Source organism: Sphingomonas sp. SphC10 (genome assembly GCF_057004845.1).
Genome location: NZ_CM168044.1, coordinates 1,862,751 through 1,888,772, shown reverse-complemented (window position 1 = coordinate 1,888,772; position 26,022 = coordinate 1,862,751). Strand labels below are relative to the sequence as shown.

At 66.8% G+C, this 26,022-nt stretch carries 28 protein-coding genes and 1 pseudogene; 21 read left to right on the top strand and 8 right to left on the bottom strand.

Features of this window, described 5'->3' with window-relative positions; all coding sequences use genetic code 11:
- Positions 1–8: 8 nt before the first annotated feature.
- Complete coding sequence (locus tag ACWKSV_RS08495) at positions 9–2,297, bottom strand: FdhF/YdeP family oxidoreductase (RefSeq protein WP_076717015.1); 2,289 nt, start codon at positions 2,295–2,297, stop codon at positions 9–11.
- Positions 2,298–2,416: 119 nt separating this feature from the next.
- Here ACWKSV_RS08495 and trxB point away from each other — a divergent pair, with 119 nt between their 5' ends.
- Entirely contained in the window at positions 2,417–3,385 is a 969-nt protein-coding gene (gene trxB / locus ACWKSV_RS08490) for a thioredoxin-disulfide reductase (RefSeq protein ID WP_076717013.1), read from the top strand.
- Between the two features lie 194 nt (positions 3,386–3,579).
- On the opposite strand, the gene ACWKSV_RS08485 is transcribed toward trxB, so the two are convergent.
- On the bottom strand, positions 3,580–4,035 hold the full coding sequence (locus tag ACWKSV_RS08485) for a universal stress protein (RefSeq protein ID WP_058743832.1): 456 nt from the start codon (positions 4,033–4,035) through the stop codon (positions 3,580–3,582).
- Between the two features lie 129 nt (positions 4,036–4,164).
- Here ACWKSV_RS08485 and ACWKSV_RS08480 point away from each other — a divergent pair, with 129 nt between their 5' ends.
- The 4 genes from ACWKSV_RS08480 (at position 4,165) to lpdA (ending at position 7,614) form a co-directional block, all read left to right on the top strand.
- The gene (locus tag ACWKSV_RS08480) at positions 4,165–5,505 is read left to right on the top strand and encodes a pyruvate dehydrogenase complex dihydrolipoamide acetyltransferase (protein WP_191864555.1); all 1,341 of its coding nucleotides are present in this window, start codon (positions 4,165–4,167) and stop codon (positions 5,503–5,505) included.
- Positions 5,506–5,523: 18 nt separating this feature from the next.
- Positions 5,524–5,736, top strand: a complete 213-nt coding sequence (locus ACWKSV_RS08475; RefSeq protein WP_058743830.1) for a hypothetical protein — start codon at positions 5,524–5,526, stop codon at positions 5,734–5,736.
- Positions 5,733–6,128, top strand: a complete 396-nt coding sequence (locus ACWKSV_RS08470; protein WP_056434259.1) for an acyl-CoA thioesterase — start codon at positions 5,733–5,735, stop codon at positions 6,126–6,128. Before ACWKSV_RS08475 ends, ACWKSV_RS08470 begins: the two co-directional genes overlap by 4 nt.
- 61 nt (positions 6,129–6,189) lie before the next feature.
- Positions 6,190–7,614, top strand: a complete 1,425-nt coding sequence (lpdA, locus tag ACWKSV_RS08465) for a dihydrolipoyl dehydrogenase (protein ID WP_076717009.1) — start codon at positions 6,190–6,192, stop codon at positions 7,612–7,614.
- Positions 7,615–7,756: 142 nt separating this feature from the next.
- On the opposite strand, the gene ACWKSV_RS08460 is transcribed toward lpdA, so the two are convergent.
- Positions 7,757–8,305: an isochorismatase family protein gene (locus ACWKSV_RS08460; protein ID WP_076717007.1), complete on the bottom strand. Its 549-nt coding sequence runs from the start codon at positions 8,303–8,305 to the stop codon at positions 7,757–7,759.
- A gap of 134 nt (positions 8,306–8,439) precedes the next feature.
- Between ACWKSV_RS08460 and ACWKSV_RS08455 the strand changes: the two genes are divergently transcribed.
- Positions 8,440–9,822, top strand: coding sequence for a hypothetical protein (locus ACWKSV_RS08455; protein WP_076717005.1), 1,383 nt, complete (start codon positions 8,440–8,442; stop codon positions 9,820–9,822).
- Between the two features lie 47 nt (positions 9,823–9,869).
- Positions 9,870–10,208 carry a DUF3140 domain-containing protein gene (locus tag ACWKSV_RS08450; protein ID WP_076717003.1) on the top strand — a complete coding sequence of 113 codons (339 nt, stop codon included), beginning with the start codon at positions 9,870–9,872 and terminating at the stop codon, positions 10,206–10,208.
- A gap of 305 nt (positions 10,209–10,513) precedes the next feature.
- On the opposite strand, the gene ACWKSV_RS08445 is transcribed toward ACWKSV_RS08450, so the two are convergent.
- Positions 10,514–12,268, bottom strand: a complete 1,755-nt coding sequence (locus ACWKSV_RS08445; protein ID WP_191864556.1) for a fatty acyl-AMP ligase — start codon at positions 12,266–12,268, stop codon at positions 10,514–10,516.
- Between the two features lie 79 nt (positions 12,269–12,347).
- Between ACWKSV_RS08445 and ACWKSV_RS08440 the strand changes: the two genes are divergently transcribed.
- The 5 genes and pseudogenes from ACWKSV_RS08440 to ACWKSV_RS08420 all read left to right on the top strand — a co-directional run.
- Positions 12,348–12,929 (top strand): regulatory protein RecX, encoded by a 582-nt coding sequence (locus ACWKSV_RS08440; RefSeq protein WP_083706687.1) that lies wholly within the window; start codon positions 12,348–12,350, stop codon positions 12,927–12,929.
- Positions 12,930–13,062: 133 nt separating this feature from the next.
- A complete protein-coding gene (locus ACWKSV_RS08435; protein ID WP_056434604.1) occupies positions 13,063–13,632 on the top strand; it encodes a cold-shock protein in 570 nt (189 codons plus the stop codon).
- Positions 13,629–14,120: a DUF192 domain-containing protein gene (locus tag ACWKSV_RS08430; RefSeq protein WP_076716997.1), complete on the top strand. Its 492-nt coding sequence runs from the start codon at positions 13,629–13,631 to the stop codon at positions 14,118–14,120. Before ACWKSV_RS08435 ends, ACWKSV_RS08430 begins: the two co-directional genes overlap by 4 nt.
- A gap of 338 nt (positions 14,121–14,458) precedes the next feature.
- Positions 14,459–14,851 (top strand): NADH:ubiquinone oxidoreductase subunit NDUFA12, encoded by a 393-nt coding sequence (locus ACWKSV_RS08425; RefSeq protein ID WP_056434245.1) that lies wholly within the window; start codon positions 14,459–14,461, stop codon positions 14,849–14,851.
- 203 nt (positions 14,852–15,054) lie between these two features.
- Positions 15,055–15,288, top strand: a pseudogene (locus tag ACWKSV_RS08420) (DUF2155 domain-containing protein); the annotation flags it as partial.
- 35 nt (positions 15,289–15,323) lie between these two features.
- Here the strand turns inward: ACWKSV_RS08420 and aat are convergent.
- From aat to ACWKSV_RS08405, 3 genes are all read right to left on the bottom strand, one after another.
- A complete protein-coding gene (aat, locus tag ACWKSV_RS08415; protein WP_184105443.1) occupies positions 15,324–16,082 on the bottom strand; it encodes a leucyl/phenylalanyl-tRNA--protein transferase in 759 nt (252 codons plus the stop codon).
- A complete protein-coding gene (locus ACWKSV_RS08410) occupies positions 16,079–16,792 on the bottom strand; it encodes a ParA family protein (RefSeq protein WP_076716992.1) in 714 nt (237 codons plus the stop codon). The genes aat and ACWKSV_RS08410 overlap by 4 nt, the downstream gene beginning before the upstream one ends.
- A 124-nt stretch (positions 16,793–16,916) precedes the next feature.
- Positions 16,917–17,303 carry a hypothetical protein gene (locus ACWKSV_RS08405; RefSeq protein ID WP_056434238.1) on the bottom strand — a complete coding sequence of 129 codons (387 nt, stop codon included), beginning with the start codon at positions 17,301–17,303 and terminating at the stop codon, positions 16,917–16,919.
- Between the two features lie 174 nt (positions 17,304–17,477).
- On the opposite strand from ACWKSV_RS08405, the gene ACWKSV_RS08400 reads away from it, so the two are divergent.
- Positions 17,478–18,443, top strand: a complete 966-nt coding sequence (locus tag ACWKSV_RS08400; RefSeq protein WP_191864722.1) for a cysteine synthase A — start codon at positions 17,478–17,480, stop codon at positions 18,441–18,443.
- A gap of 77 nt (positions 18,444–18,520) precedes the next feature.
- Entirely contained in the window at positions 18,521–18,799 is a 279-nt protein-coding gene (locus ACWKSV_RS08395) for a hypothetical protein (protein WP_237243417.1), read from the top strand.
- 341 nt (positions 18,800–19,140) lie between these two features.
- Here ACWKSV_RS08395 and ACWKSV_RS08390 read toward each other — a convergent pair whose 3' ends face one another.
- Positions 19,141–19,377 (bottom strand): hypothetical protein, encoded by a 237-nt coding sequence (locus tag ACWKSV_RS08390; protein WP_237243416.1) that lies wholly within the window; start codon positions 19,375–19,377, stop codon positions 19,141–19,143.
- A 78-nt stretch (positions 19,378–19,455) separates the two neighbouring features.
- Here ACWKSV_RS08390 and ACWKSV_RS08385 point away from each other — a divergent pair, with 78 nt between their 5' ends.
- The 7 genes from ACWKSV_RS08385 to ACWKSV_RS08355 are packed head-to-tail and all read left to right on the top strand — an operon-like array spanning position 19,456 to position 26,021.
- Complete coding sequence (locus ACWKSV_RS08385; RefSeq protein WP_236697001.1) at positions 19,456–19,725, top strand: MraZ C-terminal domain-containing protein; 270 nt, start codon at positions 19,456–19,458, stop codon at positions 19,723–19,725.
- Positions 19,726–19,754: 29 nt separating this feature from the next.
- Positions 19,755–20,696 carry a 16S rRNA (cytosine(1402)-N(4))-methyltransferase RsmH gene (rsmH, locus tag ACWKSV_RS08380; RefSeq protein WP_076718321.1) on the top strand — a complete coding sequence of 314 codons (942 nt, stop codon included), beginning with the start codon at positions 19,755–19,757 and terminating at the stop codon, positions 20,694–20,696.
- A complete protein-coding gene (locus ACWKSV_RS08375) occupies positions 20,693–21,355 on the top strand; it encodes a hypothetical protein (RefSeq protein WP_076716989.1) in 663 nt (220 codons plus the stop codon). Before rsmH ends, ACWKSV_RS08375 begins: the two co-directional genes overlap by 4 nt.
- Positions 21,352–23,070 (top strand): peptidoglycan D,D-transpeptidase FtsI family protein, encoded by a 1,719-nt coding sequence (locus ACWKSV_RS08370; protein ID WP_076716987.1) that lies wholly within the window; start codon positions 21,352–21,354, stop codon positions 23,068–23,070. The genes ACWKSV_RS08375 and ACWKSV_RS08370 overlap by 4 nt, the downstream gene beginning before the upstream one ends.
- Positions 23,071–23,080: 10 nt before the next feature.
- Positions 23,081–24,523 carry a UDP-N-acetylmuramoyl-L-alanyl-D-glutamate--2,6-diaminopimelate ligase gene (locus ACWKSV_RS08365; protein WP_076718320.1) on the top strand — a complete coding sequence of 481 codons (1,443 nt, stop codon included), beginning with the start codon at positions 23,081–23,083 and terminating at the stop codon, positions 24,521–24,523.
- Positions 24,520–24,651 carry a hypothetical protein gene (locus ACWKSV_RS08360; protein ID WP_257575634.1) on the top strand — a complete coding sequence of 44 codons (132 nt, stop codon included), beginning with the start codon at positions 24,520–24,522 and terminating at the stop codon, positions 24,649–24,651. The genes ACWKSV_RS08365 and ACWKSV_RS08360 overlap by 4 nt, the downstream gene beginning before the upstream one ends.
- The gene (locus ACWKSV_RS08355; protein ID WP_076716986.1) at positions 24,648–26,021 is read left to right on the top strand and encodes a UDP-N-acetylmuramoyl-tripeptide--D-alanyl-D-alanine ligase; all 1,374 of its coding nucleotides are present in this window, start codon (positions 24,648–24,650) and stop codon (positions 26,019–26,021) included. The genes ACWKSV_RS08360 and ACWKSV_RS08355 overlap by 4 nt, the downstream gene beginning before the upstream one ends.
- Position 26,022: the final 1 nt, after the last annotated feature.

The window sequence follows — 26,022 nt, the reverse complement described above, 5'->3', positions numbered from 1 at the left end:
CGTCATGCTCATGCCTGGGCGCGCACCTTCACCGGCACCGACTTGCCTGCGGGCACATGGCTTTCCAGCGCATGATGCTCCAGCGGGATCAGATAGTTGAGCTCGGGATAATAGCCGCCGATGCATCCTTCGGGGATGTTGTACTCGACCACGCGCAGCCCTTCGACCACGCGCTCCTCGCCGTCATCGGCATCGCCCTCCAGCGCAATGGTCTGGCCGTCGGTCAGGCCCAGCCGCGCGATATCGGCCTTGTTCATCATCGCGACCATCCGCGTGCCGCTGATCCCCCGGAAGCGATCGTCATAGCCATAGATGGTCGTGTTGAATTGGTCGTTGGAGCGCAGCGTGATCAGCCGCATCCGACCCTCGGCGGGGGTGATGCCCGAGGCATCCATGGCGCGGGGCACGTTGAACTCGGCCTTGCCGCTCTCCGTCTCCCATTGGCGGTGCGAGGCGGGATTGCCCTTCCAGAAGCCACCCGGCTCGAACAGGCGTTCGTTGAAGTTGGCGAACTTGTCCGGATAGACATTTTCGATCGCGTCGCGGACCAGGCCATAGTCGCCGACCCACGCGTCCCACGGCACGTTCGGGTTGGGTTCCAGCACCGCCTTGGCGATCCCGGCGACGATGGCGGGTTCGGACAGCAGCGTATCGGCGGCGGGCGTCGCCTTGCCGACCGAGCCATAGATATGGCTGAACGAATCCTCCATCGATACGGCCTGGCGACCGCCCTTCTGCATGTCCGTCTCCAACCGGCCGAGGCAGGGGAGGATATAGCTCTCTTCGCCGGGCACCAAATGGCTCTTGTTGAGCTTGGTGGCGATATGGACGGTAATAGGGAGCTTCGCCCACGCCGCTTTCATCTTGGCGTGCTCGGGCGTGGCGCGCAGGAAATTGCCGCCCAGCTGGACGAAGCCTTGCGCGGTCCCCGCGATGATCTGGCGGCACGCCTCGACCGTGTCCCAGCCCTTTTCGGTCGGCGGCTCGAACTCGAACAGATCCTTCAGCCGCTCGACGGGGGCGAGTTCGGTCTTCTCGGTGATGCCGACCGTGCGCTGGCCCTGCACGTTGCTGTGCCCACGCACCGGGCCCGGCCCGGCCCCCTCGCGCCCGATATTGCCGCGCAGCAGGAGCAAATTCACGATCATGTGCAGCGCGTCGATGCCATAGCGATGCTGGGTGATGCCCATGCCGTACACCGCGATCACCCGCTCGGCCCGCATATAGACGCGCGCCGACTGTTCCAGCGCATCGCGGGTCAGGCCCGAATCGCGGACGATGTCGCTCCATGCGGCATTGCGGCAGTAATTGGCGAAATCCTCGAACCGCGTGGTGTGCTGCTCGATGAAGTGATGGTCGAGGATGCGCTTGCCACCCTTGGCGATGGCGCGGTCATCCTCTTCGATCACCAGCTTGCAGATGCCGGTCAGCGCGGCGATGTCGCCGCCCGCCTTCACCTGATGATATTGGGTCGAGATGTCGGTCGAGCTGCCGGTCAGCATCTGCACGGGGTTCTGCGGTGAGGCGAAACGCTCCCAACCGCGCTCGCGCAGCGGATTGAAGGTCACGATCTCCACGCCCCGCTTGGCGCAGGCTTGCAGGTTGTGGAGCATACGCGGTGCGTTGGTCGCGACATTCTGCCCGAAGGAGAAGATCGCGTCGCACTTGTCGTAATCCTCCATCTGGATCGTCGCGACGGGCGATCCAATGGCGGACTTCAGGCCGACCGAGGTCGTCTCGTGGCACATGTTCGAGCTGTCGGGCAGGTTCTGCTGCCCCCACATCCGCGCGAACAGCGAATACATGAACGAGGTTTCGAGGCTCGCGCGGCCCGAGGCATAGAGCACCACCTTGGTCGGATCGCAGCTCTTCAACTTCGCGCCGATCGCGGCGAATGCCTCGTCCCAGCTGACCGCGACATATTTGTCCGACGCGCGGTCGTACCGCATCGGATGGGTCAGGCGCCCCGCTTGCTCCAGGTCATGGTCGGGCCAGGCCTCCAGTTCCTTGACACTATGCTTGGCGAAGAAATCCGGCGTGACGCGCAAGCTGCTGAGTTCCCACGCGGTCGCCTTGGCGCCGTTCTCGCAGAACTCCGCGATGTGCGGCTTGGCCGGTTTGCCCCAGGCGCAGCTGACGCACATCACCCCGCCGGGCTTGTTCTGGCGACGCAGCGTATCGAGCGTCTCCGGGCCCAGGCCTTCCTTGGGGAGGATCTTTGCCATGCCCTTCATCGAGCCCCAACCGCCGGCGGGGGCGGTGTATTCGGTGATCTTCACATCGTCGTCGTCGCGCATCGGGCAAATCTCCACTCGTAATGCGCAACGAAGCAGGCGCGGATTGGCCGCATGAGAAGCGGTTCATTTTTGGACGAGCAGCGCCTATCTGGAGGCAAATCGTTTCACAGGATTCGGACATGACCACCCACACCACGCGTATGCTCATCCTCGGCTCGGGCCCCGCCGGGCTTTCCGCCGCCATTTACGGCGCGCGTGCGGGGATGCAGCCGATCGTGGTGCAGGGCATCCAGCCGGGCGGCCAGCTGACGACCACCACCGATGTCGAGAATTATCCCGGTTTCGCCGACGTCATCCAGGGCCCCTGGCTGATGGAGCAGATGCAGAAGCAGGCCGAGCATGTCGGTGCGCGGATGATGTGGGACACGATCACGGAGGTCGACCTGACCAACCGTCCGTTCCGCCTGATCGGCGACGGCGGCGATGTCTATGAGGGCGAGGTGCTGGTCATCGCCACCGGCGCGCAGGCCAAGTGGCTGGGCCTGGACAGCGAGGACGCGATGAAGGGCAAGGGCGTGTCCGCCTGCGCGACCTGCGACGGCTTCTTCTATCGCGGCAAGAAGGTCGCGGTGATCGGCGGCGGCAATACCGCGGTCGAAGAGGCACTGTACCTGACCAACCATTCCGACGACGTGACGCTGATCCACCGCCGCGACAGCTTGCGCGCCGAGCGGATCCTGCAGGAGCGGCTGTTCGCGCATCCGAACGTCAAGGTGCTGTGGAACAAGGAAGTTCGCGAGTTCGTCGACGGCGGCGGCAATGCGGGCCTGGTCGCGCTCGACCTGCTCGACACGGTGACCGGCGAGCATAGCCGTCTGGACGTCGAGGGCGGCTTCGTCGCGATCGGCCATCACCCGGCGACCGAGCTGTTCCGGGGGCATCTCGAGCTGGATTCGGACGGCTATATCGCGGTCGAGACGGGATCGACCCGGACCAGCGTGCCGGGCGTGTTTGCGTGCGGCGACGTGGCGGACAAGGTCTATCGTCAGGCGGTGACGGCGGCGGGTACCGGCTGCATGGCCGCGCTGGACGCCGAGCGTTTCCTGGCGGCGGCCGAGTTCGAGGACATGGCCAAGGCGGCGGAGTAACTGCGCGCGTTCCTCCCCTGCAAGGAGTGGCAGGTGGATTGCCTCCCAGGCAATCCAGATCATGCCGGGGGCATGATCGACCTGCCACTGGGGACCGCCGCGAAGCGTTGGTGGAGGGGTGTCACCATTAGCGTGGACACCCCTCCGTCAGTCCTGCGGACTGCCACCTCCCCTTGCAGGGGAGGAATCTATTTTCAACTCAACCGGTCGATCGCCTCGGGCGTCAGCGACCCCGGGATCATCATCACCGGCACGGGCAGCGCGCCCGCGTCGGTGCCGGAAAAGTGGCTGACCAGCTTGCCCGGCGCGCCGCTGGCCGCTGCGCCCAGCACCAGCGCGGCGATGTCCGGATTGGCCGCGATGATCTCGCGGATCACCTTCGGACCGTCGCCTTCGCGCACCGTGATCGAGGGGCGCAGGCCCGATTCGTCCAGGATCGTTCCCGCCGCGCCGGCGAGCAGCGCCTCGGCCTGCTGGCGCGCCTCGTCCTCGATCGTCGCCTGGACGCCGCCGAACGCGATGAACTCCTGCGGCGGCAACACGGTCAGGATTTCGATGCCCCCGCCGGTCTTCACCGCACGCCGGGCGGCGAAGCGCAATGCGATTTTCGATTCCGGACTGTCGTCGATCACGACCAGATAGATACGCATGGCGGCCCCCAAATTGTGTACCACGGATGCCGTTACTTAGTATTTCGTGCAAGGCCATGACTTGACCGAGCGCAATTCGGGCGCAAGAGACGGGCCGCTACGGAATTCGTTTTCCCCGAGAGGACCTCCATGTCGATCGAGATTAAGATGCCCGCGCTGTCGCCGACCATGGAGGAAGGCACGCTGGCCAAATGGCTGGTGAAGGAAGGGGACACGGTGAAGTCCGGCGATATCATGGCCGAGATTGAAACCGACAAGGCCACCATGGAATTCGAGGCGGTGGACGAAGGCGTCATCGCCAAGATCCTCGTCTCCGAGGGCTCCGACAATGTGAAGGTCGGCACCGTCATCGCGATCCTGGCCGAAGAGGGCGAGGATGCCTCGTCGGTCCAGGCGCCTTCGAAGTCGGAAACCCCGGCTCCGGCCAACCCCATGCCGACCGACCCGACCGATCCCAACAAGACCGGCAGCGAAGCCAAGCCCGCCGAGCGCACGCTCGAGCAGGCCGAGGATCACGGCAAGCCCGCCGATTCGGGCAAGCCGGCCAGCAACGGTGGCCGCGCGATCGCCAGTCCGCTGGCGCGCCGCATCGCCTCGCAAAAGGGCCTTGACCTGTCGGCGCTGACCGGCTCGGGTCCGAACGGCCGCATCGTGAAGGCCGACGTCGAGAACGCGCAGCCGGGCCAGGCCAAGGCCGCCGCTCCCGCCGCGTCGACCTCGGCCCCGGCGGAAACCGCTGCCACCCCGGCCGCGGCGCCCAAGCCCGCCCAGGTGCCGGACATCCCGCACGAAGCGTCGAAGCTGTCGAACATGCGCAAGACGATCGCGCGTCGCCTGACCGAATCGAAGCAGCAGGTGCCGCACATCTATCTGACGGTGGACATCCGTCTCGACGCGCTGCTGAAGCTGCGTGGCGAATTGAACGCCGGTCTCGAATCGCGCGGCGTCAAGCTGTCGGTCAACGACATGCTGATCAAGGCGCTGGGTGTCTCGCTGATGGCGGTGCCGAAGTGCAACGTCATGTTCACCCCGGACCAGCTGATCAGCTTCAAGCGCGCCGACATCTCGGTAGCGGTGTCGACCCCGGCGGGCTTGATCACCCCGATCGTGTCGGAGGCCGATACGCGCTCGCTGTCGTCCATCTCGACCACGATGAAGGACCTGGCGGCCCGCGCCCGCGACAACAAGTTGCAGCCGCATGAATTCCAGGGCGGCACGGCGTCGATCTCGAACATGGGCATGTTCGGCATCAAGCAGTTCGAGGCGGTCATCAACCCGCCGCAGGGCATGATCCTGGCGATCGGCGCGGGCGAGAAGCGTCCATACATCGTCGACGACCAGCTGGGCGTGGCGACCGTCATGTCGGCGACCGGCAGCTTCGATCACCGCGCCATCGACGGGGCCGATGGCGCCGAGCTGATGAAGGTGTTCAAGGAACTGGTCGAGCGCCCGCTCGCCATGCTGGCCTGATAGGACAGGGCGGGGGCCATGCGGGTCGGGATCGAGCTGTTCTATATCGGCCTGGGGCTGGTGGCGGCGCTCGTCATGACCTGGGCCGCCGCCTGGGCCTATCCGCTCGCGCGCACCGAAATCTGGTGGTGCGGGGCGGGGGCGGCGCTTGCGACGGTGGCGATGGGCATCGGCCCGCTCCACCGCGCCCGCATCGCCGACCGCATGGCCCGGAGGCATAGCGAACAATGAGCACGCTGCCCGATCAGCACCCCACCATCCGCGTCACCGCCATGCCGTCGGACGCCAATCCGTATGGCGACATCTTCGGCGGCTGGCTGATGGGCCAGATGGATTTGGCGGCGGGTTCGGTGGCCTCGCGCCACTCCGGCGGCCGCGCGGTCACGATCGCGGCGGAGGGCATGAAGTTCCACGCCCCCGTGCTCGTCGGCGACGAGGTGTCGGTCTATGCCACCCTCGTCCGCGTCGGCAACACGTCGATGACCATCGAGGTCGAAGCCTGGCGGCGCGCCCGCCACATGGAGGACGCGACCAAGGTCACCCAGGCGCGCTTCGTGTTCGTCGCGACCGACCAGGACCGCAAGCCGCGCACCGTTCCGCCGATGGCCCCGGCGCGAGACTGAAATCTACTCGGGGATAGTCCCCCGCGCATCCTGATGGTGCGTGTTCAGAAGGAAGAGCAAAGTGGCTGACACTTACGACCTTATCGTCCTCGGCTCGGGTCCCGGCGGTTATGTCGCGGCGATCCGCGCGAGCCAGCTTGGCCTGAAGGTCGCGATCGTCGAGCGCGAGCGGCTGGGCGGCATCTGCCTCAACTGGGGCTGCATCCCGACCAAGGCACTGCTGCGCTCGGCGGAGGTCTATCACTACATGACCCATGCCGCGCAGTACGGGCTGTCGGTCGAGAAGCCCTCGTTCAGCCTCGATAAGGTGGTCGATCGCAGCCGCAAGGTGGCGGGCCAGCTCAACGCGGGCGTCAAGGGCCTGATGAAGAAGAACAAGGTGACGGTCGTCGAGGGCGTCGGCACGATCACCGGCGCCGATAAAAATGGGGGCAAGCTATCGGTCGTCCAGGGCGACAAGACCACCGAGCTGACCGCCAAGCACATCATCGTCGCCACCGGCGCGCGCGCCCGCGACCTGCCCTTCGCCAAGGCGGATGGCGAGCGCATCTGGACCTATCGCCATGCGATGGTGCCGCCCGCCATGCCGACCAAGCTGCTGGTCATCGGATCGGGCGCGATCGGCGTCGAGTTCGCCAGCTTCTACAACGACATGGGCGCCGAAGTGACCATCGTCGAGATGCTCGACCGGATCATGCCGGTCGAGGACGCCGAAGTCAGCGACTTCATGACCAAGCAGCTGACCAAGTTCGGCATGACCATCAAGACCAAGACCGGCCTTGAGAAGCTGGAAGCCACGGCCTCGGGCGTGAAGGCCGCGATGAAGGGCCCGGACGGCAAGGTCGAGACCGCCGAGTTCAGCCACGCGATCGTCGCCATCGGCATCGTCCCCAACACCGAAAATATCGGTCTGGAAAAGCTTGGCATCGCCACCGATCGCGGTCACATCAAGACCGACGGCTATGGCCGCACCAATGTCGACGGCATCTGGGCGATCGGCGATGTGACCGGCGCACCGTGGCTGGCGCACAAGGCGAGCCATGAGGGCGTGATCGCGGCAGAGGCCATCGCTCAGGCGCTGGGCAACAAGGACGTCCACCCGCACGCGATGGACAAGAGCAACATTCCGGGCTGCACCTATTCGCGTCCGCAGGTCGCGTCGGTCGGCTTCACCGAGGCGAAGGCCAAGGAAGCCGGTTATCAGGTGAAGGTCGGCAAGTTCCCCTTCATCGGTAACGGCAAGGCGATCGCGCTGGGCGAGGCCGAGGGTTTCGTGAAGACCGTGTTCGACGCCAAGACCGGCGAACTGCTGGGTGCGCACATGGTCGGCGCGGAAGTGACCGAGATGATCCAGGGCTATGTCGTCGCCCGCCAGCTGGAGACGACCGAGGCCGAGCTGATGGAAACGGTGTTCGCGCATCCGACCATCTCGGAATCGATGCACGAGTCGGTGCTCGCCGCTTACGGGCGCGCGATCCACATCTGATTTTTGCGGATTCGATCATGGAAAGGGGCTTGCTGTGGCGGGCCCCTTTTGCGTTGGGGGTAGCGTGGCCTTCGACTTCGCTCAGGCCGAACGGGGTGAGGGGATCAGCCAAACAGCCGTTCAGGCTGAGCGAAGTGAACCCTCACAACCGAGCCAATACCGCCTCACTCTCCACCACCTCGGCGAAATCCGCCGCCAGCAAGCCCATGGTGACGTCGAAGATCACCCCCGCCTCCAACCCGGCGGAGGCCAGGTCGAACCCGATCACCGCGTCGCGCACCACCGTCACGCCAAATCCCAGGTCCGCCGCCGCGCGCACCGTCGAATTGACGCAGAACCCCGCCACCGCCCCCACGACATGGATATGGGTGATCCCCTGCTCGCGCAGATGGGCCTCCAGTTCGGTCGTCGCAAAGGCCGACGAACTGCGCTTCACGAACACCGCTTCGCCGGGCCGTTCCACTGCACAGGCCATGGGCGGATAGCCGGGGGCATCGGGATGCAAAGGTGAAGCGGGATCGGCGGCTGCATGGCGAATGTGGATCACCGGGCGCTGGTTGCGCCGAAAAGCGTCTGCGAGCGTTGCTATCGTCGCAGGCGCATCAGGATGGATATGGGGCCGCCCCGCCTCGATCCGGTGCTGCATCTCCATCTGCATGTCGATGATGACCAGTGCCGTCTTGCTATCCATCCGCGTGCCCCCGATTGATGCCCAAGTCCCACTTACGCGTGCGAAGGTGATGCGCCTATCCCCGTGCCACTGCGACGACATGGCGCATTCCGCTTGCGAAACATCCGGCTTTGGCCGCATCGGTCATATCCGTCATGACCCGAACCCATAGCCACCGCCTGCGCATCGTCGTCGCGGCCCTGATCCTGTTCGGGCTGAGCGTCATCGTCTTTGCGCCGGGCTTCGTTCAATATGACAGTGTCGGCCAATATGCCCAGGCGCTGACCGGGGACTATGACGACTGGCACCCGCCGATCATGGCGCGGCTCTGGTCGTTGTTTGTGGCCCGGGGCGCTGCGCCAATGCTGGTGCTGCAACTGGCCGGATGGTGGCTGGGGCTGGGAGCATTGGCGGCGGCGATCGTCGACCGGCGACCGCGCGGCGCGCTTCTGGTGCTGGCGGTCGGGCTGGTGCCGCCATGGCTCGGCTGGCAGGTCGCGATCCTGAAGGATGCGCAGATGACCGGCGCCACGCTGGGCGCGGTCGGGATCATCGGATGGTGGCGGCTGCGGGGGCGGGCGGTGCCGCGCGGAGCCTGGGCCGTAGCGGGGCTGTTGCTGGCCTATGCCGCGCTGGTCCGCGCCAATGCGATCTTCGCGATCGCGCCGCTCGTCGCGTTGCTGGTCACGGAGCGCTGGCCGCGCCGGATCGCGATCACCGTGGCGCTGACGCTCGCGACCCTGGCGGCGGCGCCTTTCGTCAACCACCGGTTGCTCGGCGCGGCGGACAGCGGCGTGGCGCGGACCCAGGCGCTGTACGATCTGGCGGGGATCGCCGTGCGCGTGCCTTATGATCCCCGGCTGGGCCTGTCCCCCGCCGAAGTGGCGGACATCCGCGCCAAACACTGTGTGAAGCCCTTCTTCTGGGACCCGCTGGGCGAGCCTGCCCGCTGCGGCACCCGGCTCCAGCGGTTCGAGACGACCTCGCCGGGACAGATCTACGCCAAGCTCGCGCCGGCGATCCTGCATCATCCGCTCGCCTATGCCGCGCAACGGCTGGCGCATGTCAATTCGACCTGGCGCTTCTGGGTGCCCGCGCGCTGGATCAATGCCGCCCCGCCGCAGGGGAGCGAGCCGAACGACTATCATCTCGGGCAGCCGGGCCGAACCGCGCTGGCGTGGCAGAAGATGGCGGGGCTCTGGGTCGATGTGCCGATCATGTGGCCGATCGTCTGGCTGGTGCTTGCCGCCGGGGGACTGGCGGTGACGCGCGGCCACGGCTTTGCGGGGGCGCTGTTCGGCTCGGCGTTGGGGCTGGAGGCCAGCTTCCTGGTCATCAGCGTGGCTTCGGACTTCCGCTATCATCTCTGGCCGATCGTGGCGTGCGCGCTGGGGATGATCTTGGCCAAGCCGTGGCGGGGCGACCGGCGGATCGTGTGGGCGACGGGGGCGGTGCTGGCGGCGGTCCTGATCGTCGGCGGGATTGCGCGCATGACCCTGCCGCTGCCGCCGCAAAGCTATGACGCGATGCTGATCTGAACCCCAAAGCCCGTGGGCGGCGTTGACCGCCCCGAAAGGAGCCGCGCATGGCCGACGATCACGAACAGGTTTACGCCGATTTCAAGGAGGCCGTGAACATGGCCCCGGGCGAGTTGGAGAAGTTTCTGGACTCCGATGAATCGCAGGACGTCGGCCAGAAGAAGGGTGGATCGGGCGAAAGCGTCGGTCATGAGTCGGGCCGCCGGATCGTCGAGATCAAGCGCAAGAAGAAGGCCGATCTGACCGACGAGGACTATGCACACATGAAGAAGGTGGTCGGCTATGTGCACCGGCATCTGAAGCAGGGCGGGCCGGACAAGGATGTCGAGCATTCGCCGTGGCGCTATTCGCTGATGAACTGGGGGCATGATCCATTGAAGGATTGAGAGGCCCACTCTTCCCGCGTTCTGCGCCCCGACCACCGTTCAGCCTGAGCGAAGTCGAAGGCCAAGATCACCCGACTGCCCCAGCAGACGTACCACCCCGGCGAAGGCCGGGGTCCAGTTGGTATGGACCAGCGAGGGTGACTCGGGCTTGGTGGATACTGGACCCCGGCCTCCGCCGGGGTGGGGGGTGAGGCGTGGGCGGTACGTGGCCTTCGACTTCGCTCAGGCTGAACGGAAGTGGGGAATAGGGCATGGAAAAGGGGCCCGGTCTTTCGACCGAGCCCCTTCCTCAAATCCCAGGAAAATTAGGCCGCGACGTCGTACGGCTTGATCTCACCCGCCAGATACAGGTTGCGGGCCTTGGCGCGGCTCAGCTTGCCCGAGCTGGTGCGGGGCAGGGTGCGCGGCGGGATCAGTTCGATCACGCAGTTCATGCCCGTCACCGCGCGCACGCGCTCGCGGATCTCGTCGCGCAGGCGCAGGCGCTCCTCATCGTCCGAGCTGCGGCACTGGACCAGCACGGCGGGGGTTTCCTCGCCGCCCGGGGTGGTGATGGCGAAGGCGGCGATGTCGCCTGCCTTGAAGCCCGGCAGCTGCTCGACCGCCCATTCGATGTCCTGCGGCCAGTGGTTGCGGCCGTTGACGATGATCATGTCCTTGGCGCGGCCGACGATGTAGATATAGCCCTTCGACATGTAACCCATGTCGCCGGTGTCGAGCCAGCCATCGACCAGGCAGGCATCGGTCGCGGCCTGGTCGCGGAAATAGCCGACCATGACCGACGGGCCCTTGCACCAGACCTTGCCGATCGCACCATCGGGCAGGGGGGTGCCGTCCTCCTCTCGAATCTCGATCACCATGTCGCGCGCGGGCTTGCCGCAATTGACGATGGCGCGGAAACGCTGCGGCCGGTCGGTGCCTTGCGCGCTGCCCGACAGCTGGGTTTCCTCGACCAGTTCGACGCGGATGCCTTCGCCCGGCGGCATGATCGACACGGCCAGCGTTGCTTCGGCCAGGCCATAGGACGGCAGGAAGGCGGTGGCGGGGAAGCCCGCATCGGCAAAGGCGTCGACGAAGGACTGCATGACGTCGGGACGGATCATGTCCGCGCCATTGCCCGCGATCCGCCAGCGCGACAGGTCGAACCGGTCCGACGCCTTGGTCTGCGACGAGATGCGGCGCGCGCAAATGTCATAGCCGAAGGTCGGCGAATAGCTGACCGACGTACCCGGATTGCGGCTGATCATGTCCAGCCACGCGAGCGGACGCCGCGCGAAATCCTCGGTCTTCAGATAATCGGTCGAGACCTGGTTGGCGATGGGTGACAGGAAGCAGCCGACCAGACCCATGTCGTGATACCAGGGCAGCCAGGAGATGCAGCGATCGCTCTCCTGAATCTTCATGCCATGGCTGTGCGCCGCCAGATTGTTGAGCAGCGCATGATGGGTGATCGCCACGCCATGCGGGAAGCGGGTCGAGCCGCTGGAATATTGGAGATAGGCGATCGCTTCCGGATTGGCCTTGGGCAGTTCGGTCTCGGGGGCGGCGCGCGTGGCGAAGCTGTCCCAGTCGATCCCTTCGCAGCCCGCGGCCTCGGCTGCGGCACCCGCCATCTGGGCCAGTTCGGGGGGGAAGATCAGCATCTTGGGGTCGCAGCTGGCGAGCTGGACGCGCAACTGCTCGATATAGCTGTCCCGGCCGCCGAACGAGGTCGGCAGCGGCAGCGGCACCGGCCAGGCGCCCGCATAGACCACGCCGAAGAACAAAGCGGCGAATTCCGGCCCCGTCTCGGCGACCAGCGCGATGCGATCCTCGGGCTTCACGCCGCTGGCGATCAGGCGGCGGGCGCAGGTCAGCGCATCCTTGCGCAGTTCGGCGAAGGGATAGGGCCGCGACAGGGCGCCGCGCGCGTCGTGGAAGTTCAGGCCGCGCATACCCGAGGCAGCATAGTCCAGCGCTTCGCCCAGCGTGTCGAAGTCGGCGAAGCGGCGCGGCAGCGCATCCTCGGTCGGCGTCGCGATGATGGCGCGCGCGTCGTCCTGATGGTGCTCGATCGTCATGGCCTTGCCTTCGTTCCTTATGCTTTTGCGTCCCCGCAAAGTGATCGCGCGGGTACGAGTGATTCTTTTCCACCATCAAATGGCGGCTTCCCGCGTTCTAAATCCGGTGTCAGTGTGGCACAAACAAGGCGTGTCCGCCGATCGTCGCCCCCCCAAACCCCTTGATCCCAAAACGCTGGAAACTCTCGCGCTACGGTATGTCGAGCGATTTGCCACGACCGAAGGCAAGCTGGTCGATTACCTGACTCGCAAGCTGCGCGAAAGGGGGTGGGTGGGGGAGGCACCTCCAGACCCGCGCAAGCTGGCGGCGCGGATGGTCGAACTCGGCTATATCGACGATCGTGCCTATGCGGAGGCCAAGGCCGCCTCGCTCGCCCGGCGGGGCATGGGCGCACGCCGCGTGGCGCAGGCCTTGCACGCCGCACGCGTCGGGGCGGAGGATCACGAGGCGATCGCACCGCAAGTGGCGGAGGCGGCGCGCGAGGCCGCCCTGGCCTTTGCCCGGCGGCGGCGAATCGGGCCTTTCGGCGATGGCGAGGCGGACCGCGCGGTGCGCGAGAAGCAGTTTGCGGCGATGATGCGCGCCGGACACGGGACAAATCTGTCGCGGCGTATCGTTTCTGCCGCGCCCGGCGAGATCATCGACGACGAGGATTTCTGATCCCGCGCAAGAATATACGCCGCTAGCCCTAACTTTTTGCGCCGTCGTCCCACTCCGGACCAGCAAAAAAGCGAACGTCATTGCATTGCGAGTGCGAACAATGATGCTAGCCTCGGGGCACAAGGGTGCGATGATGCTGGAAGAAACGCCAATTCAAGGGGGCGGCATCGACAGCGAAACGGCGGAAACGGCCGTAAGGCTGGCGGGGGTCGTAAAATGGTTCGACGTGACGCGGGGTTTCGGCTTCGTCGTGGCGGACGATCCGATCTATGGGGATGTGCTGGTACACTTCTCCGTGCTGCAGGCGCATGGGCGACGCAGCCTGCCCGAGGGCGCGCGCGTCGAGTTGCTGGGCGCGCGCGGCGGGCGGGGCTATCAGGCGCGCGAAGTGCTGACCATCGACCTGACCCATGCGGTGCCGGAGGCTCCCAAGCGGCCCCGCTCGCCCGACCGGATCGATCCGGTTGCGCTGGTCGACGAGGCGGGCGATCCGGAGCAGGTCGCGGTCAAATGGTTCAACCGGCTGAAAGGCTATGGTTTCCTGCTGCGGGATCGTGACGGGGCGGACATATTTGTCCATATGGAGACGCTGCGTCGCGGCGGGATCCTGGATGTCGAACCCGGTCAGCCGCTGGCGGCGCGCGTGGTCGAGGGGCCGAAAGGCCCCCTGGCGGTCGTCGTGACGCCGAGAGGAGCCGGATGATACGGATGAGTGTGATGGCGCTGGCCTTGGTCGGTGCCGGGTTGGCGGGGTGTTCGGCGGAGAAATCGTCTTCCGAAGCGGCGGAACAGTCGGGGCGCCAGATCGCGACCGTGCCCGTCACCATCAGGACGGCGCAGGGCCAGCACCGATTCCATGTTGAGGCTGCGCGCACCTCTGCCGAGCAGGCGCAGGGGCTGATGTACCGCACCGACCTGAAGCCCGATGGCGGCATGTTGTTCGCCCCCTATCCGCCAGAGGGTGGGCCCGCGCGTGAGGCGAGCTTCTGGATGAAGAACACGCCGACGCCGCTCGACATCCTGTTCATCCGCGCCGACGGCACCATCGCGCGGATCGCGGAAAATACCGTGCCGTTCAGCGAGGCGCAGATCCCCTCGGGCGAGCCGATTGCCGCTATATTGGAGCTGGTCGGCGGGCGCTCGGCGGAATTGGGGATTTCGGAGGGTGATTCGGTTTCCTGGCCCAAGTGATCGCCTGAGGTAGATCGTTTTAACCAAGCCGCTGCCTTCTCGCAGATGGGGGCTTATGCGACGGTGCCTTGCCCCGCACTTCTCCCCTCCCGCAGGCGAGTTTCAGGTCGGTCATGCCCCCGGCATGACCTAAACGATGCGGGGCATCGTTTACCTGAAACTGGGCTGGGGGAGGGCAAGGTGTCTCACCGAGCTTGTCACTTGCCGCCATGCGCGCCCCGGCCCCCGTCTTTCGTCCGAAAGACGGGGGCCTCAAGCACAGGAATGAACCAAGCCCTCCCCTCCACCAGACACGAACGCGGTTGAAGGGCGGCGACAGCCGGGCTACACGGCGCGTCATGGGCATCAACCTCAATCCCTTCACCTGGTGGAACGGCGCCACCATCGGCACCTGGTTCGGTCTGCGCGGCAAGGCGCAGGTTGGCGAGGATGCGCATGGCAACGTCTATTATGAGGGCGGCACCGACACCGCCGGCCGCGCGCGCCGCTGGGTGATCTATAACGGCTCGAACGATGCCAGCCGGGTTCCGGCGGAATGGTTCAGCTGGCTGCATCATCAGGTCGACGATGTGCCCGACCGCTCGCTGCCGCCGCGTCGCGCGTGGCAGAAGCCGGCAATCCCGAACATGACCGGCACCGCCATGGCCTATCGCCCCTCGGGCGCGCTCGAAAAGGGCGGTCAGCGTCAGGCCGCGACCGGCGACTACGAAGCCTGGACCCCCGAGGGGTGAAGAGGTCGCGCTGGCTGGCCAGCGGTGCGCTGGTCGCCTTGCTGGGGGTCGGCGGTTGGTTCGGCTATCAGGCGCTGACCGATCGCGGCGGCGACACCGCCGAATCGTCGGTCAGCCAGATCCTGCCCGACAGCCCCGGCGCCGCGTCGGGGATCGAATCGGTCGACGGCGCGCAGGCGACGCTGCCGAGCGGCGGCACCCCGATGGCCGAGCGCGTCGCGGTGATCGGCCTGCTCAACAAGCGCAACGGCGTTTCGCGAGACCTGACGTTGAAGCCCGGCCAGGCGGTGCGCGTCGGCGATGTCGTGGTGCGCCTGCGCGCCTGCGAGAAGACGGCATCGTGGGAGGCGGAGCAGCTGACCGGCGCATTCGTCCAGCTGGACGTGCGTGGTGCCAATCAGCGGTGGCAGCGTGTCTTTTCAGGCTGGCTCTACAAGGAGCGGCCTGCGCTCAACGTTGTGCTTCACCCGGTCTATGACGTCTGGGCCAAGAGCTGCACGATGTCCTGGCCCGAAACGGGGCCCGAGACGGTCCCGGCCTCGCTGCCCGGCACCACCCCCAAGCGGTCGAGCGCCGCGAAGTCGCCCGATGCCGATACCCCGGCGGCGGAAGCGCCCGGTGCCACGACCCCCGCCAATGCGTCGGACAGCAGCGCGACATAATCCTCGCGCCCGATCTCGATCGCGCCCATGGTCGACAAATGGCTGGTCTGGAACTGGCAGTCGAGCAGGCTGTATCCCCCCGCCCGCAACCGCGCGACCAACCAGACCATCGCCACCTTGGACGCATCGGTCCGGCGGCTGACCATCGACTCGCCGAAAAAAGCCCGGCCCAGCGCCAGCCCGTAAAGCCCGCCGACCAGCTCATCGCCGTCCCAGCATTCGATCGAATGGGCAAAGCCCATGTCGAACAGGTCGATGAACACCCGCTCGATCGCATAGTTGATCCAGGTCTCGGGTCGGTCCGGGACGCTTTCGGCACAGAGGCGGATGATCGATTCGAAGGCGGTGTCGGCGGTGACGCGGAACCGGTCCTTCGCCACCGTCTTGCGCAGCGAGCGCGACAGGTGAAAGCCATCGAGCGGCAGGACGGCACGCTTGCGCGGCTCGACCCAATAGACATGATCGGTGTCGCGCGTGTCCGCCATCGGGAACACCCCGACTGCATAGGCCCCCAGCACCAGATGCGGCGTCAGCCGTTCGGGCGGGCCGGGATCGTCGCGGCGGCTCATCCCCCCGCCAGTCGCCGCTCGACGCTGCGCCACAGATCGGCATAGGCCTGGGCGGCGCTGCTGCGCGGAGCAAAGGCCCCCAGGGGCGCGCGATGCTCGCCCATCGCCTCGACCAGGCTGGCCATCGGGATGATCGGCCAGTCGGGGTGCGCAGCCAGTGCCTCGGCATGAAGGCGGCGGCGGCGGTCGACCATGACATGCACGGGCAGCAGGGGCACGCGGCCCCGGACATGGCCGTCCACCACCTCCAGCGCGCGGATAGAGAGCGCGGAGGGCACGACCGGCACGACGATCAGGTCGACGGCGCGCAGCACCTGCTCGGTCGTCTCGGTCAGGCCCGGCGGGCAATCCAGGATCACGCTGTCATAATCGTCCAGCCCGTCGATCAGCTTGCCGAGCCGCTTCTTCTTCTCGATCGTATGGAACAGATGGTCCAGGCCGCGCAGCGAATCATCGGCGCCGATCAGCGACAGCCGGGGAATGTCGGTCTGGCGGACCAGTCGCTCGGCGGAGATGTCGCGGGAGAATACGGCCTGAGCCCGGTCGCCGCGCGCGGGGCCGCCTAGCAGCCAGGTCGAGGCGGCCTGCGGGTCGAGATCCCATAACAAGGTGCGACGCGCGCACAGGTTGGCGGCGCACCAGGCCAGATTGACCGCCATGCTGGTCTTTCCGACGCCCCCCTTCAGGCTGTAGATCGCGATCGCGGCCACGGCTTTTCTCTCCGACCTCCCGACACGGCCCAAAGAAAAGGCCGACGGAGATATCCCCGCCGGCCGGTTTTCGATCAAGTCCTTATCGTCGATCAAGCGACGCCAGGGACGGATTGAACGCGAATCAGATGTGGCAGACCAGCGCGGCCTTCTTCGGCGTGGTCAGGGTGACGGCCTTTTCGTCGCCGGTCATCTTCCAGCCGCCTTCGGCGGTCAGCGGCTCACCGGCGGCGGGCGCCTTCAGCACGACGGGGGTTTCGCCTTCCTTCAGACGGACATTGGCCTGCTTGTCGCCCTGGAAGAAGGTGACGTAGACGAGGCTGTTGTCCTTGCAGCGGAAGGTCTTGTCCGCCTTGATCGCGGGCGGCAGCTCGACCGGGGCGCGGTTGGCGAGCACGTTGGCCATCGGGTCGGGATTGGTGTCGACGACCTCGGGCTGGCTGGGCTTGGAATTGCACGCGGCCAAAGCGAGCAGCGGTGCGGCGACGATGAGGGGGAGGAGGCTCTTCATAGCGGGGCGGTGCTTCGCAAATGCAGCAACCCGGCGTCAAGCATGACCTGTGCGTCAACCTGCCTCAACGACCAACATTTTGCCGATCGACCGTGAGCGCTCCCACCTTATGCTTGGCGGGGGCCAAGCAAGGCTTGGCTTGCCCGATGGCGGGGCAGGGGCCATCTAGGCGGCATGGAAGTGATCTCCGATATGCTGGCTCTGATCGGCAACACCCCGCTCGTCCGCCTGAAGGGGCCGAGCGAGGCCACGGGCTGCGACATTTACGGCAAGTGCGAATTCGCCAATCCGGGCGCCAGCGTGAAGGACCGCGCGGCGCTGTTCATCGTCGAGGATGCCGAGGCGCGGGGCCTGCTGCGCCCCGGCGGCACCATCGTCGAGGGGACGGCGGGCAATACAGGCATCGGCCTGGCGCTGGTCGCCAATGCAAAGGGCTATCGCACGATCATCGTGATGCCCGAGACGCAGAGCCGCGAGAAGATGGACACGCTGCGCGCGCTGGGGGCCGAGCTCGTCCTCGTGCCCGCCGCCCCCTATTCCAGCCCCTGTCATTTCGTCCACACCTCGCGCCGTATCGCCGAGGAGACGGACAATGCCGTCTGGGCCAACCAGTTCGACAATATCGCCAATCGCCGCGCGCATATCGTGGGCACCGCCGAGGAGATCTGGAACCAGATGGATGGCCGGATCGACGGCTTCACCTGCGCGGCGGGAACCGGGGGCACGCTGGCCGGTGTCGGCCTGGGGTTGAAGGCGCATGACGAATCGGTGACCATCGCGCTCAGCGATCCGCATGGCGCGGCCTTGTACGACTATTACGCGCATGGCGAGCTGAAGTCGGAAGGCTCGTCGGTCGCCGAGGGGATCGGGCAGGGGCGGATCACCGCCAATCTTGAAGGCGCGCCGATCGATACCCAGTTTCGTCTTTCCGATGCGGAAGGCTGGTATTGGGTACAGCGGTTGTTGAGCGAGGAGGGGCTGTGCCTGGGCCTGTCGTCGGGCATCAATGTCGCCGGCGCGGTGGCGCTGGCCAGGGCCTTGGGGCCCGATAAGCGGATCGCAACCATTTTGTGCGATACCGGGTTTCGCTACCTCTCCACGCTGCACAATCCGGCGTGGCGGGCTGAGAAGGGGCTATAGTCGCCGCCCCTTTGCGCCCGACGGCGTGCGCCAGAGGTCGACATGAGGCGGCGCGCGAGATAGTGTCACCGAGTTCCATGAAGTCACCCGACCATCATCATATCATGCAGCGCGTGAAAGTCGGCATGATCGGCCTGGCCGCCGTCATCCTGCTGATCGCGATCGCCAGCACGATCCTGGGCTCGCTGAATCGTGACGAGCCGCCTGCGGCCGTCGCCGGTGCAGCGCAGTCGAACATGGTCGCCGACATGGCGATGGCAAACACCGCCACTCCGTCGTCCAGCGAGCCACTGGCCGAATTGGGCGTCGCGCCCGCGCCCGCGAACACCCAGGCTTCGGCCGACCCGGCACGCTGATCGCCGGTTGCGCCCAGCCTGACGGGCGTGATTTTGTCCGACTGACGATCAACGGCGCCGTGAAGCGTTCACGGCCGTATCGGGCTTTTTACTTAATAAAAGTTAAGTCGACCGTGATCGGTTTCGTGCGTCACCGGGTTCGGGGAAATCCGGGGAAAACGCGCCCGATCGGCGGAAATCCGGCATTTTTCTAAACAGGGGGCATGGAGGCCTTCCCGCCAAACGACCAGCCGTTGGTCGCATAACCCCGGTTTCAGACCCGATTTCCCCGTTTCTCCCCAAAAATCCCGTTGCCTCCCGGTTCCGCTATAGGTAAACCGAAAAGCAACAGAGGGGCAGGCTCACTGTGATCCAGAAATGGTCGGAATGCGGCGATGGTCGCGTTTCGAAGCAGCGAGGCCGTGCGCGCCATGTGCGAGGTTGGCGTGTCCGAAAGGGGTTTGTATCAGGGTAGTGGCATTGGCCTTGTCGATGACAAGGGCCGCGTTGCCATCCCCAATGCCCTCCGGTCCACCCTGGCTCAGAATGCGCCGCGCCCCGACGGAAAAGATGGCGGGACCATCATCATCGCTGTCCATGAAACAGAGCGCTGCCTGATCGCGTATGACCCGGGTTATGTTGCCGTGCTGAAGAGGGAGCTGGACGCGCGGACAGAGATGTCGCGCGGGCCCGACGGCCGCATCGACTATAACATCAAGCGCGACCTGGCGAATGGCGAGGCCGTGCCCTTTGACGGGTCGGGCCGTTTCATCATGCCGGGCTTCCCGCGTTTTCATGCCGGGATCACCGGCCATGCCTTTTTCTGGGGCACGTTCGATTATATCGAAATCTGGGACCCCAAGACCCTGGTCGAGACGCCGGGCCTGCCGCCCAAGATGATCTCGGCCGCGCGTTTCCACTGTCAGGAAAAGGGGATCGCGCTGTGAGCACGGCCGACGCCCCGCACATCCCCGTCATGCTCGACGAGGTCCTCGACGCGCTCGCCATCGCCCCCGGCGAGACGCATGTCGACGGCACGTTCGGCGCGGGCGGCTATACCCGCGCGATGCTGGGTCGGGGGGCGAAGGTCGTCGCCTTCGACCGCGATCCCGATGCCATCGCCAATGGCCAGGCGCTGGTCGCCGCCGAGCCGGGGCTGACCCTGATCCACCGGGAATTTTCCAATCTGGATCAAGAACTGTCGGCCCGCGTTGATGGCGTGGTGCTCGATATCGGGGTATCCTCGATGCAACTCGACCAGGCGGAGCGCGGATTTTCCTTCCAGGGCGATGGCCCGCTCGACATGCGCATGGCGCAGGCGGGCGAGTCGGCGGCCGATTTCCTGAACACCGCCGACGAAGCGGCCATCGCCGACGTCCTTTATCATTATGGCGAGGAGCCGCGTTCGCGCCGCGTCGCCCAGGCGATCGTCGCCGCACGTCCGCTGACCCGCACCGGTGAGCTTGCTTCCGTGGTCCGCCGGGCGCTGGGCTATCGCCCGCATGACAAGAAGGACCCGGCAACGCGGACCTTCCAGGCGATCCGCATCCATGTGAACCGCGAATTGGACGAACTGGCCGAGGGGCTGGCGGCGGCCGAACGCGCGTTGAAGCCGGGCGGTCGCCTGGCGGTGGTCACCTTCCACAGTCTGGAAGACCGCATGGTCAAGCGCTTCTTCCGCGAGCGCGCCGGGCAGATGCCGGGCGGATCGCGCCATCTGCCCGAACAGGCGGCGGCGCGGGCACCCAGCTTTGCCCAGGTCGGCAAGGCGGTGCGCGCGGGCGAAGCGGAACTGGCTCGCAATCCGCGCGCGCGCTCGGCGACGCTGCGTTTTGCGACGCGTACGGAATCCCCGGCCTGGTCGGCGGATAAGGGCAGGGCGCCGGGGGGCGAGTTGAGTCAGGAGTTTGGCGTATGACGGCGGCGTATCGGTTGAAGGGGATAGGGTGGTTCGGGAGCTGCGTCGCAGTCGTCCTGGGATTCTACCTCGTCTCCTTGCAGGTGGCGGCGGAGCGCAAGAAGCTCGACGACGTCAACGGCCGCATCGCCGCTGCGCAGCGTGACATCCGCGCGCTGGAGACCGAGTTCGACACCCGGGCCAACCTGGTCCAGCTGGAAAAGTGGAATGGCGACACGCTGGCGCTGACCGCGCCGGTCGCGGGCCAGTTCGTCGGTGACGAGGCGCAGCTGGCCTCGCTCGACGTGACCCGTGGCCCCGCCGAGGGCGCGACCCAGACCGCCGCGCTGCTCGTCCCCTCGCAACCCGCGCCTGTCGTTGTCCAGCCGGAAGCCGCCGCCGCCGCGCCTGCCGCCCCGGCCAAGCCCAACGCGCCCGCCCCCGTCGTCCGCCTCGCCAAGGTCGATCTGCCCAAGCCCCAGATCGTCCAGGCCGTGTCCGAGCATGTCGTGACGACGAAAAAGGCCAAGCCCGCCCCGATCGCGACCGTCCGCACCGCCGCCGCCGTTGCGAAGGTCCGGCCGGAAGCCGTGGCGATGCTCGACCGCCAATTGCTGTCCGACACGACGCTGGGTGACATTCTGAAGGGCGCCAAGACCGAAGCGCGGCGGCGGCGTTGAGCGTTCTGGTCGCGCGTCCCGCCGGAACGCAGCGTACCGCCGGCCAGCGCCACGCGCTGGTCGCGACGACGCATATGCGTCTGATGATGCTGATGATGCTGTTCGGCGCGGCGGTGGTCGTCGTGATCGGGCGGCTGATGTTGCTGGCGGTGTTCGCCGGACCCGCCGATGCGGCGGCACGGACCGCGACACTGGCGGCGCGGGGCGATATCGTCGACCGCAACGGCGCGCCGCTGGCCCGCACGATCGACAGCTGGACGATCGCGGTCCATCCGAAGAAGCTGATCGGCGATCCGATGGAGATCGCCGCGCGGCTCGCCGCGCTGATGCCCGATCGCGGCGATCAGGCCTGGTTCTATGGCCAGCTGACCCGCAAGGCGAATTTCGTCTATCTGCAACGTCGCGCCAGCCCCACGCTGGTCGAGCAGGTCAACGCCATCGGCGAACCCGGCCTGGTCTTCGACCGTGAGACGCAGCGTCTGTATCCGCAATCCTCGCTCGCCGCCCATGCACTGGGCTTCCTGTCGACCGACGGGCACGGGATGAGCGGCATGGAGCGCGTGCTCGACGAGCGGCTGCTCAACCCGGCGCAGACGGGCAAGCCCGTCGCCCTGTCGATCGACACCCGCGCCCAGGCCGCGCTGGAAAGCGAACTCGGCCGGGCGATGAACACCTTTTCCGCGCGGGGCGGCGGCGGCATCATCCTGGACGTGCATACCGGTGAAGTGATCGCGATGGTCTCGCTGCCCACCTTCAACCCCAACCGGGTCGGCATGGCGGGTACCGAAGAACTGCGCAACATCACGACGCAGAGCGTGTTCGAGCTGGGTTCGACCTTCAAGCCGATCACCATGGCGACCGCGATGGAGAATGGCGTCGTCACCTCGATGCAGCGGCGCTTCGATGCAACCCATCCGCTGAGGGTCGGCGGCTATACCATCCATGATGAACAGGGCGATCCGAAGCGCTGGCTCAACATGGCCGAGACGCTGATCTATTCGTCAAACATCGCCACCGCGCGCATCGCCGACGAGATCGGGCCGCAGCGGATGCAGACCATGTTCAAGAAGCTGGGCTTCGATACCAAGCCCGATATCGAGCTTCGCGAAAAGGGACGCCCGTTGCTGCCCACCTATTGGGCGCGCACGACGACGATGACGACCGCTTATGGTCACGGCATCGCGGTGACGCCGCTGCATCTGGCCTCGGCCTATGCGGCGCTGGTCAATGGCGGCATCTGGCGCCCTGCGACGCTGATGAAGGTCGCGCCGGGCCATGCCGCGGCGGGCCGGCGGGTCATCAGCGAGACGACCAGCTACAAGATGCGGCAGATGCTGCGCCTGATCGTGATGCGCGGCACGGGGCGTAAGGGCGATGCACCGGGCTACCGCGTGGGCGGCAAGACCGGCACCGCCGAGGCGGCGGTCGCGGGCGGCTATGATCGGTCGCGCAACGTCGCTACCTTCGCGGCGGCCTTCCCGATGGATGCGCCGCGCTATGTGGTGCTGGCGATGCTCGATTCGCCAAAGGGGACGAAGGAGACCGGAGGGTGGAAGACCGCAGCCTGGAACGCCGCGCCCGTCGTCGGACGGACGATCACGCGGGTCGGCGCGATGCTGGGCGTGGTGCCCGACGCCACCAAGGACATCGACGAGTCGGACATCCTGCCGACCCTGTGGCAGGATCCGAAATCGCCGCCGGTGGATGGACGATAAGGGGCGCGGCATGAAGCTGAACCAACTGACCGCAGACATGCAGGGCGATATTCAGGGCGAGGGCGGCGACGCCCTCGTCTCCGGTTTCGCGATCGATCACCGCAAGGTCGCGCCCGGTACCATCTTCGGCGCGTTCCAGGGCGCACGGGTGAATGGCGAGGACTATATCGCCGACGCGGTGCGCAGCGGTGCGGTGGCGGTCGTCGCGCGGCCCGGCGTGACGGTCGAGGGAGCGGTCCATATCGCCTCCGACGAACCGCGCGCGGCCTTTGCGCGGCTGGCGGCGGCGTTCTTCGCGCCGTTCCCGGCGACGGCGGTGGCGGTGACCGGCACCAACGGCAAGACCTCGACGGTCGAGATGACGCGCCAGCTCTGGCGCATGGCGGGGCATCACGCCGCCTCGATCGGGACGCTGGGCGTCACCACCGCCGACGAGCGGACCTATACCGGGCTGACCACGCCGGACGTCGTGACCTTCCTGTCCAACGTCGCCGGGCTCGCGCGCGAGGGCGTGACCCATTTGGCGTTCGAGGCGTCGAGCCACGGCCTGACCCAGTATCGGACCGAGGGGCTGAAGGTATCGGCGGCGGCCTTCACCAACCTGTCGCGCGATCACCTCGACTATCATGGCGACATGGGCGCCTATCTCGCGGCGAAGATGCGGCTTTTTTCCGAAGTCCTGTCGCTCGACGGCACGGCGGTCGTGTGGGCCGACGATGTCGAGAGCGGGCGGGTGATCGATCTGGCCCGCGCGCGCGGTAACAAGCTGGTGACGGTCGGTACGCGCGGATCGACGCTGAAACTGGTCGAGCGGCATCCGACCCTGTTGGGCCAGGGGCTGGTGATCGAGGACGAGCATGGGCAGGCGCACAAGGTGCAACTGCCGCTGATCGGCGCCTATCAGGCCGCCAATGCGCTGGTCGCGGCGGGGCTGGTGCTGGCGACCGGCGGCGATCTGACGACGACCATCGCCAACCTCTCCCGGTTGCAGCCGGTACGCGGGCGGCTGGAGCGCGCCGCCATCGCGCGGAGCGGGGCGCCGGTCTATGTCGACTATGCCCATACCCCCGACGCGATCGAGGCGGCGATCGCCGCGCTCAAACCCCATGCGGGCGGGCGGCTGATCGTCGTGATCGGCGCGGGCGGCGACCGCGATCCGGGCAAGCGGGAGGTCATGGGGCAGGTCGCCTCGATGCATGCCGACCGGGTGATCGTGACCGACGACAATCCCCGCACCGAAGACCCCGCCGCGATCCGCGCTCAGGTGATGCGCGGTGCGACCGGTGCGATCGAGATCGGCGACCGTCGCGAGGCCATTGCCGCCGCCATCGCCGAGGCGGGCGAGCAGGATATCGTGCTGATCGCGGGCAAGGGGCATGAGCAGGGCCAGATCGTCGGCGATCTCGTCCTGCCGTTCGACGATGTCACCGTCGCGCGGGAGTGTGCGGCATGACGGCGCAGGCTCCGACCAAGACGCCCCCGGTGGACAAGGCCGATGCCGCACAGCCGGACGCGCCCGCACGGGTGCGGCCCAAGCTGTCGCTGCATTATGGGGCCAAGACGGCTGAGGAGCGCAAATGAGCTTGTGGACCGCGCAGGAGATCGCGGCGGCGACCGGCGGAACGGCCTCCGCCGACTTCGCCGTTTCGGGCGTTGCCTTCGACAGCCGTGAGGTCGGCCCCGGCGACCTGTTCGTCGCCATGTCGGGCGAGGCGACTGATGGTCATCGCTTTCTCGATCAGGCGTTCGGGCAGGGGGCAGCGGGGGCCCTGGTCTGCAACCCGACCGACCATCCGCATGTCCGGGTCGCGGACAGCTTCCATGCACTTGAAGACCTGGCTCGTGCCAGCCGGGCGCGGACGCAGGCGACGATCATCGGCGTTACCGGATCGGTCGGCAAGACCAGCGCCAAGGAGGCGCTCTATGCCGCGCTCGAACGGGGCTGGCGCGGCGCGGTGCACCGCTCGGTCAAGAGCTACAACAACCACACCGGCGTGCCGCTGAGCCTTGCGCGGATGCCGCGCGACGTTCGCTCTGGCGTGTTCGAGATGGGGATGAACCATGCGGGCGAACTGTCCGCGCTGACCGCGATGGTGCGCCCGCATATCGCGATCGTCACCGCCATCGCGCCCGCGCATACCGAATTCTTCCCCGACGAATCCGCCATCGCCGATGCCAAGGGCGAGATTTTCCAGGGCCTTCAATCCGGCGGCACGGCGATCATCCCCTATGACAGCCCGCACCGCGACCGGCTGATCGCTGCCGCCAAGCCCTATGCCGACCGGATCGTGACCTTCGGCTTCGACCCGGCCGCCGATGTCCGCGCGGTCGAGGCGATGCGCGGCGCGACCGGGGGCAGCTTCGTCACCGCCAAGCTGAGCGACAAGGAACTGAACTTCACTTTGTCCCAGCCGGGGCGGCATTGGGTATCCAATGCACTGGCAGTCCTCGCCGCCGTCGATGCGGCGGGCGGCGATCTGGGGTTGGCGGGCCTCGCGCTGGCCGAACTGGGTGGCCTGGCAGGGCGGGGCGCGCGGTTCCGCGCGGCGAATGGCGCGCTGGTCATCGACGAGAGCTATAACGCCAACCCTGCCTCGATGCGCGCGACGCTGGCCGTATTGGCCGAGGAGCCGGGGCGGCATGTCGCGGTGCTGGGCGAGATGCGCGAGCTGGGCGAGGACTCGGCCGATTATCACGCCGGGCTGGCCGAGCCGATCGTTGCCGCCCGCGTCGAACGGGCGCTGCTGGTCGGCGAATCGATGGCGCCGCTGGCCGCCGCGCTTGAGGGGCGGGTCGATTTCGTCCATGTGCCGGATGCGAAGGCCGCGCGCGAGGCGCTGGCCGATATCATCGCACCCGATGACGTGGTGCTGATCAAGGGGTCGAACGGCGTCGGGCTGTCGCGTGTCGTGGCGGCCCTGCGCAGCGATACCCCAACGGGCGGGGCGTGAG

Excerpts from the sequence above, each read along its gene's own strand:
- ACWKSV_RS08480 (WP_191864555.1), top strand. The coding sequence starts at position 4,165 with ATGTCGATCGAGATTAAGATGCCCGCGCTGTCGCCGACCATGGAGGAA.
- ACWKSV_RS08385 (WP_236697001.1), top strand. The coding sequence starts at position 19,456 with ATGTCGCGCGGGCCCGACGGCCGCATCGACTATAACATCAAGCGCGAC.
- ACWKSV_RS08455 (WP_076717005.1), top strand. The coding sequence starts at position 8,440 with ATGACCCGAACCCATAGCCACCGCCTGCGCATCGTCGTCGCGGCCCTG.
- ACWKSV_RS08470 (WP_056434259.1), top strand. The coding sequence starts at position 5,733 with ATGAGCACGCTGCCCGATCAGCACCCCACCATCCGCGTCACCGCCATG.
- ACWKSV_RS08400 (WP_191864722.1), top strand. The coding sequence starts at position 17,478 with ATGGAAGTGATCTCCGATATGCTGGCTCTGATCGGCAACACCCCGCTC.
- ACWKSV_RS08430 (WP_076716997.1), top strand. The coding sequence starts at position 13,629 with ATGATACGGATGAGTGTGATGGCGCTGGCCTTGGTCGGTGCCGGGTTG.
- ACWKSV_RS08445 (WP_191864556.1), bottom strand. The coding sequence starts at position 12,268 with ATGACGATCGAGCACCATCAGGACGACGCGCGCGCCATCATCGCGACG.
- ACWKSV_RS08390 (WP_237243416.1), bottom strand. The coding sequence starts at position 19,377 with ATGGACAGCGATGATGATGGTCCCGCCATCTTTTCCGTCGGGGCGCGG.
- rsmH (WP_076718321.1), top strand. The coding sequence starts at position 19,755 with ATGCTCGACGAGGTCCTCGACGCGCTCGCCATCGCCCCCGGCGAGACG.
- ACWKSV_RS08405 (WP_056434238.1), bottom strand. The coding sequence starts at position 17,303 with ATGAAGAGCCTCCTCCCCCTCATCGTCGCCGCACCGCTGCTCGCTTTG.
- aat (WP_184105443.1), bottom strand. The coding sequence starts at position 16,082 with ATGAGCCGCCGCGACGATCCCGGCCCGCCCGAACGGCTGACGCCGCAT.
- ACWKSV_RS08375 (WP_076716989.1), top strand. The coding sequence starts at position 20,693 with ATGACGGCGGCGTATCGGTTGAAGGGGATAGGGTGGTTCGGGAGCTGC.
- ACWKSV_RS08355 (WP_076716986.1), top strand. The coding sequence starts at position 24,648 with ATGAGCTTGTGGACCGCGCAGGAGATCGCGGCGGCGACCGGCGGAACG.
- ACWKSV_RS08425 (WP_056434245.1), top strand. The coding sequence starts at position 14,459 with ATGGGCATCAACCTCAATCCCTTCACCTGGTGGAACGGCGCCACCATC.
- ACWKSV_RS08360 (WP_257575634.1), top strand. The coding sequence starts at position 24,520 with ATGACGGCGCAGGCTCCGACCAAGACGCCCCCGGTGGACAAGGCCGAT.
- ACWKSV_RS08435 (WP_056434604.1), top strand. The coding sequence starts at position 13,063 with ATGCTGGAAGAAACGCCAATTCAAGGGGGCGGCATCGACAGCGAAACG.
- ACWKSV_RS08495 (WP_076717015.1), bottom strand. The coding sequence starts at position 2,297 with ATGCGCGACGACGACGATGTGAAGATCACCGAATACACCGCCCCCGCC.
- ACWKSV_RS08395 (WP_237243417.1), top strand. The coding sequence starts at position 18,521 with ATGAAGTCACCCGACCATCATCATATCATGCAGCGCGTGAAAGTCGGC.
- ACWKSV_RS08460 (WP_076717007.1), bottom strand. The coding sequence starts at position 8,305 with ATGGATAGCAAGACGGCACTGGTCATCATCGACATGCAGATGGAGATG.
- ACWKSV_RS08440 (WP_083706687.1), top strand. The coding sequence starts at position 12,348 with ATGGCGGCTTCCCGCGTTCTAAATCCGGTGTCAGTGTGGCACAAACAA.
- ACWKSV_RS08485 (WP_058743832.1), bottom strand. The coding sequence starts at position 4,035 with ATGCGTATCTATCTGGTCGTGATCGACGACAGTCCGGAATCGAAAATC.
- trxB (WP_076717013.1), top strand. The coding sequence starts at position 2,417 with ATGACCACCCACACCACGCGTATGCTCATCCTCGGCTCGGGCCCCGCC.
- ACWKSV_RS08450 (WP_076717003.1), top strand. The coding sequence starts at position 9,870 with ATGGCCGACGATCACGAACAGGTTTACGCCGATTTCAAGGAGGCCGTG.
- ACWKSV_RS08475 (WP_058743830.1), top strand. The coding sequence starts at position 5,524 with ATGCGGGTCGGGATCGAGCTGTTCTATATCGGCCTGGGGCTGGTGGCG.
- ACWKSV_RS08365 (WP_076718320.1), top strand. The coding sequence starts at position 23,081 with ATGAAGCTGAACCAACTGACCGCAGACATGCAGGGCGATATTCAGGGC.